Source organism: Pseudobdellovibrio exovorus JSS (genome assembly GCF_000348725.1).
Taxonomy (GTDB): Bacteria; Bdellovibrionota; Bdellovibrionia; order Bdellovibrionales; family Bdellovibrionaceae; genus Pseudobdellovibrio; species Pseudobdellovibrio exovorus.
On the sequence record NC_020813.1, the window covers coordinates 2,280,170 to 2,296,009 of the forward strand.

The 15,840-nt window shown below is 41.8% G+C and carries 15 protein-coding genes; 8 read left to right on the plus strand and 7 right to left on the minus strand.

The features are described 5' to 3' along the window. Position 1 precedes the first annotated feature (1 nt). Positions 2 to 1,648 (minus strand): ABC transporter substrate-binding protein, encoded by a 1,647-nt coding sequence (locus A11Q_RS11255; protein WP_015470942.1) that lies wholly within the window; start codon positions 1,646 to 1,648, stop codon positions 2 to 4. Between the two features lie 213 nt (positions 1,649 to 1,861). Between A11Q_RS11255 and A11Q_RS11260 the strand changes: the two genes are divergently transcribed. Together A11Q_RS11260 and A11Q_RS11265 are read left to right on the plus strand one after the other, a co-directional pair. Then, positions 1,862 to 2,929: an agmatinase family protein gene (locus tag A11Q_RS11260; protein ID WP_015470943.1), complete on the plus strand. Its 1,068-nt coding sequence runs from the start codon at positions 1,862 to 1,864 to the stop codon at positions 2,927 to 2,929. Positions 2,930 to 2,985: 56 nt separating this feature from the next. Next, complete coding sequence (locus A11Q_RS11265) at positions 2,986 to 3,330, plus strand: hypothetical protein (RefSeq protein ID WP_015470944.1); 345 nt, start codon at positions 2,986 to 2,988, stop codon at positions 3,328 to 3,330. 55 nt (positions 3,331 to 3,385) lie between these two features. Here the strand turns inward: A11Q_RS11265 and A11Q_RS11270 are convergent, their stop codons facing one another. Beyond that, entirely contained in the window at positions 3,386 to 3,781 is a 396-nt protein-coding gene (locus tag A11Q_RS11270; protein ID WP_015470945.1) for a TraR/DksA family transcriptional regulator, read from the minus strand. 326 nt (positions 3,782 to 4,107) lie between these two features. Between A11Q_RS11270 and A11Q_RS11275 the strand changes: the two genes are divergently transcribed. Next, positions 4,108 to 4,665 (plus strand): hypothetical protein, encoded by a 558-nt coding sequence (locus tag A11Q_RS11275; protein WP_015470946.1) that lies wholly within the window; start codon positions 4,108 to 4,110, stop codon positions 4,663 to 4,665. On the opposite strand, the gene A11Q_RS11280 is transcribed toward A11Q_RS11275, so the two are convergent. Beyond that, on the minus strand, positions 4,640 to 5,260 hold the full coding sequence (locus A11Q_RS11280) for a TetR/AcrR family transcriptional regulator (RefSeq protein ID WP_015470947.1): 621 nt from the start codon (positions 5,258 to 5,260) through the stop codon (positions 4,640 to 4,642). The two genes, A11Q_RS11275 and A11Q_RS11280, sit on opposite strands and share 26 nt — an antisense overlap. A gap of 95 nt (positions 5,261 to 5,355) precedes the next feature. Here A11Q_RS11280 and A11Q_RS11285 point away from each other — a divergent pair, with 95 nt between their 5' ends. Continuing rightward, positions 5,356 to 6,720, plus strand: a complete 1,365-nt coding sequence (locus tag A11Q_RS11285; protein ID WP_015470948.1) for a penicillin-binding transpeptidase domain-containing protein — start codon at positions 5,356 to 5,358, stop codon at positions 6,718 to 6,720. Between the two features lie 48 nt (positions 6,721 to 6,768). Here the strand turns inward: A11Q_RS11285 and A11Q_RS11290 are convergent, their stop codons facing one another. After that, the gene (locus A11Q_RS11290; protein WP_015470949.1) at positions 6,769 to 7,545 is read right to left on the minus strand and encodes an exodeoxyribonuclease III; all 777 of its coding nucleotides are present in this window, start codon (positions 7,543 to 7,545) and stop codon (positions 6,769 to 6,771) included. 43 nt (positions 7,546 to 7,588) lie between these two features. On the opposite strand from A11Q_RS11290, the gene A11Q_RS11295 reads away from it, so the two are divergent. Then, complete coding sequence (locus A11Q_RS11295) at positions 7,589 to 8,704, plus strand: hypothetical protein (RefSeq protein WP_015470950.1); 1,116 nt, start codon at positions 7,589 to 7,591, stop codon at positions 8,702 to 8,704. Positions 8,705 to 8,733: 29 nt separating this feature from the next. Here A11Q_RS11295 and A11Q_RS11300 read toward each other — a convergent pair whose 3' ends face one another. Beyond that, positions 8,734 to 10,344, minus strand: coding sequence for a S41 family peptidase (locus tag A11Q_RS11300; RefSeq protein WP_041575247.1), 1,611 nt, complete (start codon positions 10,342 to 10,344; stop codon positions 8,734 to 8,736). A gap of 224 nt (positions 10,345 to 10,568) precedes the next feature. Here A11Q_RS11300 and rfaD point away from each other — a divergent pair, with 224 nt between their 5' ends. Genes rfaD through A11Q_RS11315 form a run of 3 tightly spaced genes read left to right on the plus strand, consistent with a single transcriptional unit; the run spans position 10,569 to position 14,063 of the window. Further along, positions 10,569 to 11,537, plus strand: a complete 969-nt coding sequence (rfaD, locus tag A11Q_RS11305) for an ADP-glyceromanno-heptose 6-epimerase (RefSeq protein ID WP_015470952.1) — start codon at positions 10,569 to 10,571, stop codon at positions 11,535 to 11,537. After that, entirely contained in the window at positions 11,528 to 13,240 is a 1,713-nt protein-coding gene (locus A11Q_RS11310; protein ID WP_235044609.1) for an aromatic amino acid hydroxylase, read from the plus strand. The genes rfaD and A11Q_RS11310 overlap by 10 nt, the downstream gene beginning before the upstream one ends. Beyond that, the gene (locus tag A11Q_RS11315) at positions 13,227 to 14,063 is read left to right on the plus strand and encodes an RNA methyltransferase (protein WP_015470954.1); all 837 of its coding nucleotides are present in this window, start codon (positions 13,227 to 13,229) and stop codon (positions 14,061 to 14,063) included. The genes A11Q_RS11310 and A11Q_RS11315 overlap by 14 nt, the downstream gene beginning before the upstream one ends. 23 nt (positions 14,064 to 14,086) lie before the next feature. Here A11Q_RS11315 and A11Q_RS11320 read toward each other — a convergent pair whose 3' ends face one another. Together A11Q_RS11320 and A11Q_RS11325 are read right to left on the minus strand one after the other, a co-directional pair. Beyond that, positions 14,087 to 14,479 carry a hypothetical protein gene (locus tag A11Q_RS11320; protein WP_015470955.1) on the minus strand — a complete coding sequence of 131 codons (393 nt, stop codon included), beginning with the start codon at positions 14,477 to 14,479 and terminating at the stop codon, positions 14,087 to 14,089. A 221-nt stretch (positions 14,480 to 14,700) separates the two neighbouring features. After that, the gene (locus tag A11Q_RS11325; protein ID WP_015470956.1) at positions 14,701 to 15,822 is read right to left on the minus strand and encodes a homogentisate 1,2-dioxygenase; all 1,122 of its coding nucleotides are present in this window, start codon (positions 15,820 to 15,822) and stop codon (positions 14,701 to 14,703) included. Positions 15,823 to 15,840 lie beyond the last annotated feature (18 nt).

A 15,840-nucleotide genomic window follows, 5' to 3' on the forward strand; every position in this document is an offset into this window, starting at 1 on the left:
ATTAAGGTTGAGCACTCCACCATGCTCTGTAACCAAAGTCATACTTGAATGTATCACCTGGAGTTCCAACGCGATCAGAAACTGCATAGTATTCATATTTTCTATTGAATAAGAAAACATAAGGAACATCATCAGCAATCAATGTGTAAGCGCGTTTGAAGATTGCATTACGTTTATTTTGATCTAACTCTGAACGGCCTTGATCGATCAATTTATCTACTTCAGCATTTTTGTAAGAACCGAAGTTAGATCCACCTGTACCGATTGAAGATGAGTGCCAGATTTGCTTAGGATCGCTCTCCACGTCACCTGCGCCCCAGCCCATTGCCCACAATTGCATTTTCTTTTCATCAATTGTTTTGATGAAGCTGTTCCACTCTAACAATTTCAAATCTAAGATAATACCTGCTTTACGGCAGTCTTCTTTAACGATTGTCCATTGTTTTTCAGAGTCTTTGTTTGCGTAGATCATAGTTAAACGCAACTCTGTCTTTTTACCATCGATTGTTTTTTCTAAAACACCATTTTTATCAGCATCAGCCCAACCAGCTTTTGTTAATAGCTCTTTTGCTTTCGCAGGACTGAATTCGATAGGTTTACGATCTGGCGACTGTTTTGTTCCCACTGGAACTGGGCTCGTTGCTAAGTTATTTAAGTTTTCTGCAAACTTTTGGTTAATCTCAGCGCGATTCACTAAGTGAGCAAAAGCCAAACGTACACTTTTGTCTTTTAGGATTGGATCAACAAAGTTGAAACCGATATAGCCATAAGACTTCGGCATTTCATTTTGTACAGCTTTCGTTGTGAACTTACCTGATTTGAAAACTGGCTTGAATGGTTTTCCCGTGATTTTCAATAACGCATCAGTTGATTTGATCTCTGCGTAATCTAAGTCACCTTTTTTCAGTCTTTCATTCAAGATATTATCGTCTTTAGTTACCTTCATGTTGATTTGAGCGAAGTTAAAGTAACCTTTTAACGCTGGCACATCTTTACCATACCAATTGTCGAATTTTTTGATCACGATCATTTGACCACGGTCATAACGCACGAACTGGTAAGGACCTGCACCCACAGAGCTTCTTAGTAATTTAATTGATTTATTGATATCTCCGTAAACTGATTTAGGGATGATGTAGAAACCGCATAAAGAACCTAAGTTTTGGAAGTATTTCTCTTTAGCAGTAAACTTGATTGTATGTGTATCAATCACATCAATTTTCGTGAATGTTTCGAAGTATGGAATTGCACTTAAAGCCTCATGTTTTGGATCACGAATAGCTTCTAATGAAAACTTCACATCTGCAGCTGTTACTGGGTCACCATTATGGAACGTGGCACCTTTTCTTAATTTAAAAGTGAACTCTAAACCATTCGGAGAAACAGTCCATGACTCAGCTAAACGAGGAGTATAGGCCCATGTATTGTAGTCATTATCGCACAGGCTATCTTGAACATAGCGATTGTAGTAACGAGTCGACATATCACCCTTCATAATGGGGTGAATACTTTCAGGTTCGAAATCCAAGTGATAGTTCAGCACTCCGCCCTGTGGGGCTTTTGCATTCACTTCAACAGCAGAAGCCGTCGATGCGATGACGCTGAAACCGACAAGAATCGCTAATATACATTTTGCAGTTGCAAACATAGTTTTCCTCCTTCAAGTGGGTCCTTTTTCTTTATGGGCAACATGAGGGATAGAGTCCGTTATTTCAACTTTTTATTGAAATTCCAGACTCATGATGCGATAAGTTAAAAAATTGAAATCATTTATTTTTTCGGGTTTATCCTCTAACTAAATGGTGCTGATTTTTATAACTAATTGATATTACTTTTGTTCAACAAAACACAAGAGAGTTTTATGAGCCAACCTACGACAAATAAGAAATTTGATCCCACAACCACAATATCTTCTGATTTCGGTATCTTCGGTATTCCTTACAGTGAAGCGGAAAGCCGTCTTGTCCTTTTGCCTGTTCCTTGGGAAGTGACTACATCTTACGGAAAAGGAGCTTCGAACGGCCCACGCATCATTCGCCAAGCCTCTGAGCAAATTGATCTTTTCGACTTCGAAACAAAGAATGCCTACGAACAAGGCTACTTCATGCGTGAAATCTCTGAGCAAGTTTTAAGCAACAGCCAAAAGTACAAAGCTTTGGCCCAAGAGGTAATTTCTCTTAGAACAGAGCGATCTGAAGACACCGCTAAAATTGACTCTCTTGTTAACCAAGTCAATACCGCTTCTCGCGAACTGACAGAGTGGGTTTATCAACAAACTAAAGGTATTTTAGACTCAGGTAAGCTTTTTGGCCTTGTCGGAGGCGATCACTCCACTCCGCTGGGAGCCATCAAAGCTATTTGCGAAAAGCACAGCGCTAACGGACAAAGTGAAGTGGGCGTTCTTCATATTGATGCACACTCAGACACGCGCAAAGCCTACCAAGGCTTCGAACAATCTCACGCTTCTATCATGTACAACGTCATGAACTTAGCCACTAAGCCTAAAAAGCTTGTACAAGTCGGCATCCGTGACTTCTGTGAAGAAGAGTACGATTTCGTACAATCTAGACCAGATGTGAAGACATTCTTTGATATCGCTCTTAAACAGCGTCTTTTAAAAGGCGAAAGTTGGGCTTCAGTGGCTACAGATATCATTCAAGAGCTTCCACAAAAAGTTTATATCTCGTTTGATATTGATGGTTTAGACCCTCGCTTCTGCCCATCAACCGGAACTCCGGTGATCGGCGGCTTGTCTGCAGATGAAGTCTTCTTCCTATTTAATTTATTAGCTCAATCTGGACGTCAAATCGTCGGTTTCGATTTAAATGAAGTTTCATCTGGTGAAGCGGAAGAATCTGAATGGGACGGAAATGTTGGCGCTCGTATGCTGTACAAACTTTGTAACTGGACCGTAGTTACAAATAAATAGGTAAAACCGCAAAGCCTCTGCTATTCTGGATTCTACACAAAAAACATGGAGGTTTTTTGCGTCAGCTCAGTCTTTTTTCTATTCTTTTTATTTTGATTAACAGCTTGGCTTTATCTGCATTCGCCAAAATCGACTTCGCCAGCTTGATTCAATCCACAACCGAAGAGCAAAATATCACGGCCACAGAAGTGCATCGTTTTGCTGGTGTGAATACTGATCAAACCCCTGCTAACTACGATATCGTCGTCAGCAGTGAAGCTTCTGAATTTCAAGTGAAGCTAAAACCGTTGAAGTACCAACCAAAAACAAAAAACTCGGTTTCTTCCCGCGCTGTAGCTTCAGAAAAAAAACGAGTTTTACAAAAGAAATTAAAAAATAATACATCTACTGTTGCCAACTGATTTCGAACTGAGCTTAACGGGTTTAAGATCTCAGTTCGTTGACAACGACGTCGCCTTAGCGAGCGTAACGACGATTCACAGATTCGCGGATCTCAGCACCTTCGATGCTTAGGCGAGTCCAAGGAATAGCGCGAAGTCTTTCCACTTCGATTTGCTCTTCAGTCTCTTCACACATACCGAAAGCACCACTTTCAATGCGACCTAATGCACTTTCGATCTCGAATAATTGAGATCTTAGGCGATCATTTAAGTTCAACATTTCTTGCTCAGCTAGAAGACGCATTGTTTGATCGGCTTCGTCTCCGCCTTTTTCACCCAAGTCTAATTTTTCACGAGCTTCTTTTACGCGATTCAAAAGGTCCATTTTGGTTTTTAAAAGCTTTTCTTTGCACTCTTTAACCAATTGGTCTGTCAACTTCTCGGTTCCGTGTTTAGCAGCGCCTTTTGCCATGTTACCCCTCCAGTGAGTGATCTGAGCGATCCAGTTTTAAGTTTTTAAATATCGGCATTATCTGCCTAAAACTTAAGTTCCAAATTGGAACCGCCTTATCTAAATGTATTCTTGTAATTTTTGCAATCAAAAATCTTACAAAAAATTAAATGGTGTAACATATTGTAATTACTAATATAAAATTAAAACTCACATCTTAATGCAATGTGCTAAATTGCATAAAAAAGAGTAAAAAATGACGTAACCTTAAATAACTGGAGCTTTTAATCTAATTTAAGATTTTTTTAGCGGTTGAATTCCAAGAAAGTGTACGGCATCTGTACCCCATGAGAATCTTCTTTTTTGCTCTTTCACTGTTAACCACAGCTCCCGTTTGGGCCCAAATTCCAGATGGGCTTTGGCTCACTCCCTGCCAGCATGGTCTTCAACGAAAACAAGTTTACAAAGATGCCTTAAGCACAACAACCGAGTTCTTCCACCATGAAGCCAACTGCCATGATCTGGCTTTGAGCTTCACCACGATTGGCCCCGTTCACTTCAATCTGGATAGTGCGAATCCCCACTTTATTGAATTCACCTACGACAGTATCGCCCTGACCCTACACAAACAGAGTCTTGTAGATAATTTTAACCAAAGACAGGTCTGCGGAATTCAAAGTTGGCAAATCAATCAACCACAGGTCATTACCGGCTTGCAGTGCGCTCTTTTCACCGCAGACTCATTGGTGCAAGTGCCCCATGTGGGACAAAGACGCTATGGAATTTATGAAATCGTTGGACCCCATCTTTATTATGGCCAACTGACACAGGAAACGGACGGATCCTCAGTTGAACGACGTCCAACTGAGTTCAATCGGTCTATTGAATATACTTTTCAAAAGTAGCGCGAATCTCTCCGCTTAAATAAGGAGTCAACATACGCATAATGTGGCGTTTTGCCTTTTCGACAGTACGTTGATTAGGAGCGCGATCCACGGTTTCAAAGAACTGCATGAAGCTGTTTGAAGCCACGAAAAGTAATTCGCCCACAAATTCCAACTCGTTCTTAGACTTAATTGGCTCCATATAGCCTGAACGCACCCAGTGCTTGTGCAAGATAATCATGTGGCGGCCTAATTTTTTAAGGTGGGCTCTCCACAATTTTGAAAGCTCAGGATCTTTTTTACGAAGGGTGTACAGCTCGCGATGGAAAAAGCGGTACTTCCAGTACAACTCAAGGTTTTTATCAATGAAATCGATCAACTGCATCTGTTGATTTTTCTTTGCTAACTTGGTCTGAGGCTGCCAAATTTCCGTGGTCTCAGCAGCTAGCCTTTTGAACAGCTCTCGAATGATTTGTTCTTTGTTTTTATAGTGAAAATAAAGATTACCGGGGCTCATCTTCAGATCACGAGCGATATCGTTAGTCGTTACCTCGCTTGCGGCATGTGTATTAAATAGATCCAAAGCACCCAGTAGAATTCTCTCTTTAGTTTTCATTCGAATATCATAAAACTATCCTTAAGGGGTTGAGAACATTTTTCTTATAGTGTTATAATAAAATCTTTGAACAACGTTAAACAGGAAGTGTAACAATGTTTCAGAGTCGATTTCATAGCTTAAATAATCTATTTAACAGATATCGCCGATTAGCTGCTTTGATTTTAGTTCCTATCGGTTTACTTGTTAGTGCCTTTGCTATCTATGATGATATCCAATCCTACACTTCCGAAAACTCATCTGCTTACTCTGTATCTCGCCAAATGCTCTCTGAAGCTCTTGGTGGTCAAATCACTCAAAATGTTTTCCCTGAAAAAATCGCACTCCCCCTATCTAAAGGGGATGATCCTGCCGAATATCGTGTCAATTACACTTTAGCTTCTGACTTACAAAACCATGCAGAAGCACTTCTAAGACGTTACAAACCTGACTATGGCGCTATCGTGATGATGGATGCTCGCACAGGTGAAATCTTAGCGATGACCAGCTTTGAAAAGAATAATAGCGAAAACGATGACAACTTGGCTTTGAAGTCAGGCTATCCCGCAGCCAGCGTTTTCAAAGTGATCACAGCTGCTGCTGCCGTAGACAAAGCTGGTATTACACCTGAACACCGTATCGCTTTTAATGGTGGCAATTACACTCTTTATAAAAAGAATGTCCTTTCTGATAACGTCAATCGCTGGACACGCTTTATCACACTCAAAGAAGCCTTCGCGATGTCGATCAACACCGCCTTTGGACGTCTGACTTTAGAGTCTTTAGAGCCAGAAGATCTTTCTGAGTACGCCCGCAAGTTCTTCTTTAATAAAGAAATCCCTTCCGACTTCCCTGTGGAAACCAGCTCTATTTTTGTTCCTGATGAAAAAGGTTATGCTCTGGCGCAGGTAGCCTCTGGCTATAATCGCTTCAACACATTAAGCCCTGTACACGGCGCGATGATCGCTTCGGCTATTGTCAACGAAGGGCAAATACCGGCTCCTTATTTAGTTAAAAGTATCGAAAACGATCAACACGAAGTGATCTATTCTGCCCAACCTCAGATATCAGGACAGGCTATTTCTGCCAAATCTGCAAATAAAGTAAAGCAAATGATGGAGCAAACGGTCCTCACTGGAACTTCACGCAAAACATTCCGTCGTATTGTGCGTGAACGTCAATTTAAAGAAGTTGAAATGGGTGGAAAAACAGGTCACTTCACAGGCACAAACCCACGCGGCAGAACAGACTGGTTTGTGGGTTATGCTTCTGACGAAGACAGCCGCATTGCTATCGCAGCTATCACAGTGAATGTAAAATACTGGACAGTTAAATCTTCGGCTTTAAGCGAGATGATGTTCAGACGCTACTTTAAAAATAAACTGGAAGAAGCCAAAATGCTTTCGGATACGGACGAGCATGATGGTGAAGCCGAACGCCCTGCGCGCAAGACAGCACGCGCACGCAAACACCGCTCTTAATAAGCTCTCGCAGAACTCTTACCAAGTTCTGCACTTTTTAAATTTAAATTAAAATTCGAATGTGGCCACAACGGGGCAGTGATCTGACCCCTCTTGCTGCATCAGTACATCACAGCTTCTAAGATGCGGCACCAGTGCGGGTGTCACGCAGATATGATCAATACGCCATCCGTTGTTTTTAGGACGAGCTAGCTCGCGATAAGACCACCACGAATAGACATTCTTAGTGTCAGGCGAAAACTGGCGAAAGGCATCTACAAAACCTGCCTGTAAGAAAGTTTGAAACCATTCGCGCTCTTCAGGTAGGAATCCAGACTCTCTTGAAAGAAAGACCGGATCGTACACATCGTGCTCAAGGTAAGCGATGTTGTAATCGCCCACCACCACGATTTCACGACCCTTACGCATTTCAAATTTTAAATGAGCCAAAAGTTCTTTTAAGAAAACCTGTTTGAAGTCATGACGCTCTTGACCTGAGCCTCCGTTAGGAAAATAGATATTATACAAGTCGAAGTGTTCATGGCGCGTCCAAACAATGCGGCCCTCTTTTGTGTACGCAGGTTTATCAATAGACGTGAGGATTTTTTCTGGCTCTTGTTTACAAAATGTCGCTACGCCAGAATATCCTTTTCGCTCTGCCGACGACCAATAGCTGTGTGGGTAACCCAATGTCTGCAAAACAGGTTCAACTTGATCACGATGTGCTTTTGTTTCTTGTAAACACAGAATATCCGCAGACTGGTCCTCTACAAATTGTCTTAAGCCCTTGTCATAACTTGCGCGAATCCCATTCACATTCCAGGTGATCAGCTTGATGGTTTTCATTGTTAAAATCCCCCAGTTGTGGCAACAATAGTTGAGCATGAATATGAAGGCAAGTTTCGTCTGTTATTTAAAAGAAAAATATCCAGAATTTGACTTACCTCAATTGAATGAATTGGTTTCGGAACAGCTTCTTTCTCCGTTTCAAATTCCCCTGAGCACTTCTCAAATCCAACAAATTCGCACGGAAATTCAACAGTACTGGAAACTCCGTCAATGGGGGACATCAAATTTAGCAGCAGAGTATGATCAGCTTCAGCTTCGCCGCCCCGAAAATTTCTCGGCTTGTATGAGCTATGATTTTCATATCGGAGCCAATGGCAACCCCGAGCTTATCGAGATCAACACCAACGCTTCATTTTTAGCTTTAGGACTCGATCTTTACTCGTTTCTGAATTTGCCCAATGTGGGCAATCCTCAATTCGACAAGAATGCACTGACGAAAATGTTTCAAGATGAAATGAGCCTGTCCCAAACTGATGGACGGACGTTGTCGATCATAGATGAAAAACCTACTGAACAAAGATTGTATTTAGAGTTTTTAATTTATGAATCTCTGTTTAAAAAACAGGGCCTTCATTGCGACATTTTAGATATCAGTGAGTCTGAACAAATACTTAAAGATGTCTTTGTCTACAATCGCCATACCGATTTCTATCTGCAAGAGGAAAAGTCCAAAGCTCTCAGACAGCTATTTAATGAATCGAAGATTCAACTGTCACCGAATCCCTATGAATACTTTCTTCTGGCAGATAAAAAAAGATTGCTGGATTGGAACCAACAATCGGATGTTCCGTGCCCCACTAGCCTTTTAAAAGTTTATGACCTCGGCAAAGAAGATAAAGAGTTTATCTGGTCCGAAAGAAAAAACCTATTCTTCAAACCAAAGCAATCTTTCGGTGGCAAACAGGCCTACAAAGGAGCTTCCATCAGTCGTAAAGTTTTTGAAAGTGTCATGACAACAGACTTTATCGCTCAGCAGTACTCGGCGGCTCCAAATATCACTTTTGATTACTTAGAAACACCAACTGAATACAAGTATGATTTACGCTGCTTCGCCTATAAAGATGAGCTTCAAATGATTGTGGCGCGAATATACCAAGGCCAGACAACCAATCTGCGCACTACAGGCGGTGGCTTTGCTGCCATCACATTGGCTTAATTTCTTCACATGAATACAAATATTAAGAGTTAGTTGATCGAGTGAGCTTTTTGCTCTGCCAATGAAGAGGACCATGGCTGCACGCAGCCTAGATGTTGAACAGCAGTTGCCAAATAACTGTCTTCAGAGTTTGAAGTCCCTTTTAAAGTCCCAACTGAATCGCATGCAGGATACGAATACGCTCTGACTTTTTCTCGTTCAGCAAGGCCCGCGTAAAGGTTTTCTTCCGCCTTCAGTGGATTAAGATATAAGTTTTCTTCTCGCCGAGCATGTTCATTATCCTCTATCACTACATCTGGAACGACACCACGCAACTGAGTCGAATTACGACTTGGCAGTAAGTAAAAACCTTGGGTTTTATATAAAGTCACTTTTGGATTAAGCTTCCATGATTCGGGCTCTTGAAAAGTTCCCTTTCCAAAGCTTCTTTCCCCAACGATTAAGGCACGTCCATACTCTTGCAAAGCTCCAGCTAAAAGCTCAGAAGAGCTAGCAGAAGATGAATTGATCAACACCACTAATGGTCCGTCATAAAGTTGCTCTTCAGAAGTTAAAGCCACTTCGTTTGGCTGCTCCGGAGAGAAATACTCAACATAGTAAGCTTTTTTATTTTTGCCCAAGAACAATCCCGCAATACAAGCAGCCTGCTCCATTTGCCCACCAGCATTGTCACGCAGATCCAAAATCATACCGCCCACTTTTTCTTCGCGTGCTGTTTGAATAGCACGGGCGATTTCAAGGCAGGCTCCGCTACCAAATTTAGTGAAGTTCACGTAGGCATAGTTTTTATTACTCTTAATTAAACTGTATTGAACATGGTTCAATTGGCGATAGGTTCTTTGCAGTTTCAAATTCAGAGTTTGCTCGCCTCGCTGTACGACAAATACAAATCCGGTTTTTTCTTCATTCGTCATCAAGTCAGAAAATTCAGAGTAACTCAGGCCCTTTAAATCGATGGAATCCACCGACAGCACTTTATCCCCAACTCGTATCCCAGCTAGCTCGGCATCTGAGTTTTTCGATACACGTCTGATATAAAAATCACCTTGTAGTTTTTCGTAAGAAATTCCCACAAAAAACTTAGAGCGGTCCATTTTAGATCCCACATTGCTATAGAAATTTAGAGGCAATACATACGTGTGAGGATCTGCATATACAGATAAAAACGCATTGATCATGCGCCCATAGAATGAAGATTTTAGTTCGTCTTTTTTAGCGCCTTGGATTAACTCTTGTAGCTCTTTTTCAAAATCTAGGCGCGAAGTCAAATTTTCGGCATACAGGCTCATCAGATCTTTTTCATTTTTTTCAACTAAGTAATCCGATTCCACCACATCCACTAAGCGACCTGATTGCAGATCCACTTGCTTTTGTAAAAGCAGCGCACTTTGTGATAAAGCCGCAAGGCAAGCTTTGTAATAGCCTGCCGAACTATTGCACTTTTGATTGTTAATGATCTCAGACACTTCAGAAAAACCAAGAGCTGTTTTATCCCAGTAGGCCTCGATTTTTTGTTTCTCGGAGCTATCTGTCTGATCAAAGAAATATATGGTCTTAGCCGACAATCCCCCGATACCGGCTAAGACCATACCCAGAAGTACTCCCAGAAAACTGATAAAAATCGCTAATAAAACTCTCAACGTCCAACTCCAACAGCAATAGTACCGGAAGACTCCGATGCACCAGTAAATACCGAAGCAACCTATGTGCCGATTTGAGACATATCTAAACCCAATTTAAGGCCCCTAGAGGCCCAGTTGGGGCGTTTGATCGCGCAAAATGGGGTATTATTTTCAAAACTGACCAAAACCAACACACCTAAAAGAACTTGCGAACATTGCGAGTCATACAAGATACTAGCCGCATGATTATCGTAACTGGAGCTAACGGATTTATAGGCAGTGCCATGGTATGGCAACTTAACCAAAATGGTCTAACGGATATTATCGCCGTGGATAGTGTTTCTTTGGATAAACGTGATCTTTTAAAGAAAAGAACTTACACACGTTTTTACGAAGCCAATGAGCTTTGGTCATTCTTGCAAACAGAAGAAGCCCGCAAAAATGTTTCATGGATTATTCACATGGGAGCTTGCTCTTCGACGACTGAAACTAACTGGGACTTCTTGTACTCAAATAATTTTCAATACTCACAACGACTTTTCGAATGGTGTGCACAGAATAAAAAAAGTTTAATTTACGCCAGTAGTGCCGCAACTTATGGTGCCGGAGAGAATGGCTTCAATGACGTATTCGATTCTGAAAAATTGAAGCCACTAAATCTTTATGGTGAATCAAAAGTGATCATGGATCGTTGGGCTGTAAAACAAAAGGCCACTCCTGAACATTGGTACGCTTTGAAGTTTTTCAATGTCTTTGGCCCGAATGAATATGAAAAAGGTTCTATGGCCAGCGTTGCGTACAAAGCTTATCACCAAATTCAAGACACTTCTGAATTAGGACTTTTTAAATCTTACGATTCTCAGTACGAAGATGGAAAACAACTGCGTGATTTTGTTTACGTCAAAGATGTTGTCCGTTGGATGCAAGAGCTTATGGATAAAAAACCAGAAAGCGGTATCTACAATATGGGTTTTGGAAAAGCTCGTACATGGTTAGATATGGCTCACCCTTTATTTGAATCTATGGATAAGGAACTCAAAATCAAGTGGCTTGAAATGCCCGAAAATATTCGCAACCAATATCAGTACTTCACAGAAGCGAATATGAATAAATGGCAACAAGCAGGACTATCACATCCACAGTGGCCGCTAGAAACAGCCATCAAGGATTATGTTACGAATTATCTGAGCCAACAGGATCCTTGGTTATAATAATGGAGCGTCTTCCGTCACATCTTCAGAAGTATATCGTTAAGCAAGACTACGAAAAGTACACAGCCCTTGATCACGCTGTCTGGAGATACATTCTACGCCAACTTAAATCTTACTTAAGTGTACATGCCCACGCGAGTTACTTAGAGGGGCTTGAAAAAACTGGCATTGATATCGAACAAATACCACGCATTGAAAATATCAGTGCCCATCTTGAAAAGTTCGGCTGGCGCGCACTTCCTGTCAGCGGATTCATCCCACCAGCAGCGTTTATGGAGTTGCAGTCTTTAAGTGTTCTACCTATTGCTTCTGATATGCGCTCTTTAGATCATCTGCTGTACACACCGGCTCCGGACATTGTGCACGAAGCTGCAGGACACGCTCCTATCATCGCTGATCCGGAATATGCTGAGTATCTAAAACAATATGCTCAAGTCGCAAAGAAAGCGATTATCAGCAAAGAGGATTTAGAGCTCTATGAAGCTATTCGCGAACTTTCAGATGTTAAAGAAAATCCAGCATCAACACCGGAAGAGATCAAAGCTTCCGATGAAAAGCTTGTGCGTGTTTCGAAGTCTATTTCATTTACCTCTGAAGCCTCTGAGCTATCTCGCATGAATTGGTGGACGGCTGAGTATGGTTTGATCGGGGACATCAAGAAGCCAAAAATATTTGGCGCAGGTCTTTTATCCTCTGTCGGTGAATCGCAGTGGTGCCTATCAGATAATGTTAAAAAGATCCCATTAAGTCTTGCTTGTATTCATCAGTCTTACGATATCACCGAGCCACAACCACAGCTCTATGTCGCACGCGACTTTAAACATCTTTCAGAAGTTCTGGAAGAGCTGTCAGAAACGATGGCCTACAAACTAGGTGGACGCCAAGGCCTAGATAAAGCCGTCCAAGCGGAAAGCGTGAATACAGTAGAACTCAATACCGGACTACAGATCTCTGGCACATTGAAAAAATACCTTACGGATGCAAAGGGACAACCCGCTTACTTACAGTTTGTCGGACCAACCCAGTTATGTTTTGCTGATCGTGAGATTGAAGGGCACGCTAATACGTATCACAAAGACGGATACGGCACCCCTGTCGGAAACATTTTAAATTTTTCACTCGAGTCCTTACAAATCGGACAGATTGCATCTTTGAACTATGAATCGGGAGTGCAAGTTAGCGGACGATTGACTCAGATACAAAAAGTCAGCGAAACGTCAAAGGCTGTGGTTCTGTCATTTGAAAATGCCACGGCTCAGTTTAAAGATGAAATTCTTTTCCGTCCAGAATGGGGAATTTACGATATCGTATTAGGTGAAGACGTTAGTTCTGTTTTTGGTGGCCCAGCAGACCGCGTGGCCTATGGGGAATTTGATGACTTCGTCGCAAAGCGAGTGCCTCCACCACAGTATTCCGAGAATCAGAAAAAGCTTTTCTCTTTCTACCAAAAGTTACGTGACCTCAGAGCTGACTTTAAAAAAAGTGGCTCTATTTCAGCGTCAACATTGCAAGAGCAGTTTCAAACATTTAAAGCTCATTCGGCGAATGAATGGCTTTTATTTGTTGAACTACTTGAAATGGCCATTAAAGCTGGTCTTGCTGAAGATGATTTCAAAAATCATCTTCAATCATTAGCAGCTCAAAATACCAAGCACCGTCCTTTAATCGAAGAAGGAATAAAGTTAGCCTATGAGAAATTTTGATCTACGTGTTGTGTTGGTGCGCTCTTTGTACGAGCGCAATGTGGGCTCTGTTTCACGTGCTATGGCAAACATGGGTGTTAGTAAGCTTATTCTGATCGACCCGAAATGTGAATTCACTATCGAATCCAATAAGGCGGCGGCTTCAGGACAAGCAGCATTACAAAATCGCGTCACCTACCCGAGCTGGGACGAGTTCTATAAAACTGAACCGCGAGGACTACAAATCGCAACAACCGCACGGGATGGACGTGGTCGTCTAGTCGAAGACCTACCCGTCACACTGAACCGATTAAAAGAAAGCCACCCCGCCTTACAAAAAGAAAGCGATGAGCCTTTTATCATTCATTTACTTTTTGGACCTGAGGATTGGGGATTAAGTGGTGAAGATATTCAGTATGCGAATCACTGCTGTACAATTCCCACCTATGGTGACAATTCCAGCTTAAACTTAGCTCAAGCCGTGCTTTTAGCTCTGTATACTTTTCGTAATATTTTTGGTGGGGAACGTACGCGCTTAGACGGCCAACAAAAACCCCGAGAGCAACAAAAGAAACCGCTGATCTTCCCAGATGAAACTTTGAAGCAATGGCTGTTAGAAATGAATATGGATTTGAGCAAACGCCGTATTAACGTTTTCACTGTATTACGCCGGATGCTTTTGCAAAATGCTCCATCTGAAAAAGAGTTCCGTATGCTCGAGATTGTATTGCAACAAAGCTTACGCCGGATGCGAGAAGGAAAAGAAAACGCGCAAGCGTCTAAAGCTCTGAGCGCTACTGATACTGCTGATAACAGCACGACAAATAAAAACGGCGACCTGTAAGTCGCCGTTAATTAAGCCGTTTCTTAGGCCATTAAATCTTGTAATTCGTGTAACTTTTTAATTTTTTGATCCAAGACAATGATCTCTTCAGAGATTTGCTCACCTTCATTGTTGAGCATGTTAATCTCTTTCACCAAACCTGTCGTATCTGAACCCACTAATTCAAGGTTATCGACCACATTACTCATCTGTTCGATCTTGCTTTTAAGTTTTTCAATAGACTGGTTCATTTTCTTTCTTTTAGAGCTGAGATCTTTTCTCATGCCCTTGATCTGATCCAAAGTCAGAGGAGAAGCTTTCATCTGTGTGATCATCTCGTCTGATTTTTTAGCCTCAGAGCTATCATCAAGAAAGGTGTGTAATAATAAAGACCATTCGTCGCGGAGCCCTTTCGGGCTAATTATACCATCATTCATACGTGGACCTAGTATAACACGGGTTTCGACATTCTCTGAAACTTCTGTCGTGCGCTATTTTTGCGCATCGTAAGTCACTGAAAGTATTGAGTTAATTTTTGTGATTTTTACAGAGCTGGACCTTTGACAGGGTTGACAGGTGTTTTCAACGCGCAGCGCACGGGAAGAATGACCCGTGCGTTAAAATCAGTGATTTTCAGAGGGAAAATAGCGTTTCCGATCTATTTCTTCATCCATGATTGCCAGTAGTTCACTAGCTCCACTTCATTCAAACCAATATCAACTTGTAGTGGTTTAACTGAGTCAATCATCACCGCCACTTCGTCTGTAAACGTCTTCTTCCCCTGAGCAGCAAAGGCTTTCGGGTGCGGGCCATGGGGGAATCCCGCAGGATGCAATGTCATCATATTCGCATGCAGGTTATCACGACTGAAGAAGTTTCCAGCGTGATAAAATAACACTTCATCATAGTCGATATTCTGATGATAGAACGGGACCTTCAAGGCATCAGCATCTGTTTCGATTGGACGAGGCAAGAATGTGCAGACAACAAAACCATTGGCAGCAAATGTCGTGTGAGCCGATGGCGGCAAGTGCACACGATGGGACATCATCGGCATCATATCATCGATGTGTAATGTGAATGGGAAGTAATCCCCTTTCCATCCCACAGTATCGTAAACACAGCTATCATAAGAAAATTCAGTCATGACATCTAAGCGCTTCACGCTGATCTCTGTTGAGGTCACACGTTTTTCTTTTTTCAATTGATGCATCTCTTCTAAATCCGGTTTTCCAAAACTTGCAGGATCGTAGAAGGCATTGCGACCAACCATTCCGCGCTCAGGCTCACGATACAAACCTGTCATAGACTCGATAATAATAAACTGAGTTTTTTCATGGAATACAAATGTATGATGTAAAGACTTTGGAACATTGATGTAAGAACCAGTTTTAAATTTCAACAAACCATACTCAGTTAGAACAACACCCGAACCGGCGTGACAGAAGTAAAGTGTTTCCCCATCGGCATTACGTAGCGAAGGCAACACGTTACTAGCATGGCTTAGATCTGTGACTTCATTCCAACATGAATAAATAGCGACGTCTGAATTAAAGAACAGACGATGCCATTTACCCAATTGATATTTCATTTCGACTAAGTCGTAAAGATGAGGTCTTAATGGACCTTCAATGTTAGTCCATTTCGTAGAAGCCTCGGGCTTGATCAGATGAGACACAGGGCCAAAGAAACCTTTTCGCCCTTGTTCTTCTTCGTAGCAACCCTCAGGAATAGCTTTATGTCCTTGAGTATTATGTTTGCCTTGTGAGTACTGATACATACGAGTGCTCCTTCAAAT

Excerpts from the sequence above, each read along its gene's own strand:
- A11Q_RS11275 (WP_015470946.1), top strand. The coding sequence starts at position 4,108 with ATGAGAATCTTCTTTTTTGCTCTTTCACTGTTAACCACAGCTCCCGTT.
- A11Q_RS11270 (WP_015470945.1), bottom strand. The coding sequence starts at position 3,781 with ATGGCAAAAGGCGCTGCTAAACACGGAACCGAGAAGTTGACAGACCAA.
- A11Q_RS11315 (WP_015470954.1), top strand. The coding sequence starts at position 13,227 with ATGAGAAATTTTGATCTACGTGTTGTGTTGGTGCGCTCTTTGTACGAG.
- A11Q_RS11280 (WP_015470947.1), bottom strand. The coding sequence starts at position 5,260 with ATGAAAACTAAAGAGAGAATTCTACTGGGTGCTTTGGATCTATTTAAT.
- A11Q_RS11325 (WP_015470956.1), bottom strand. The coding sequence starts at position 15,822 with ATGTATCAGTACTCACAAGGCAAACATAATACTCAAGGACATAAAGCT.
- A11Q_RS11255 (WP_015470942.1), bottom strand. The coding sequence starts at position 1,648 with ATGTTTGCAACTGCAAAATGTATATTAGCGATTCTTGTCGGTTTCAGC.
- A11Q_RS11290 (WP_015470949.1), bottom strand. The coding sequence starts at position 7,545 with ATGAAAACCATCAAGCTGATCACCTGGAATGTGAATGGGATTCGCGCA.
- A11Q_RS11320 (WP_015470955.1), bottom strand. The coding sequence starts at position 14,479 with ATGAATGATGGTATAATTAGCCCGAAAGGGCTCCGCGACGAATGGTCT.
- A11Q_RS11260 (WP_015470943.1), top strand. The coding sequence starts at position 1,862 with ATGAGCCAACCTACGACAAATAAGAAATTTGATCCCACAACCACAATA.
- A11Q_RS11285 (WP_015470948.1), top strand. The coding sequence starts at position 5,356 with ATGTTTCAGAGTCGATTTCATAGCTTAAATAATCTATTTAACAGATAT.
- rfaD (WP_015470952.1), top strand. The coding sequence starts at position 10,569 with ATGATTATCGTAACTGGAGCTAACGGATTTATAGGCAGTGCCATGGTA.
- A11Q_RS11295 (WP_015470950.1), top strand. The coding sequence starts at position 7,589 with ATGAAGGCAAGTTTCGTCTGTTATTTAAAAGAAAAATATCCAGAATTT.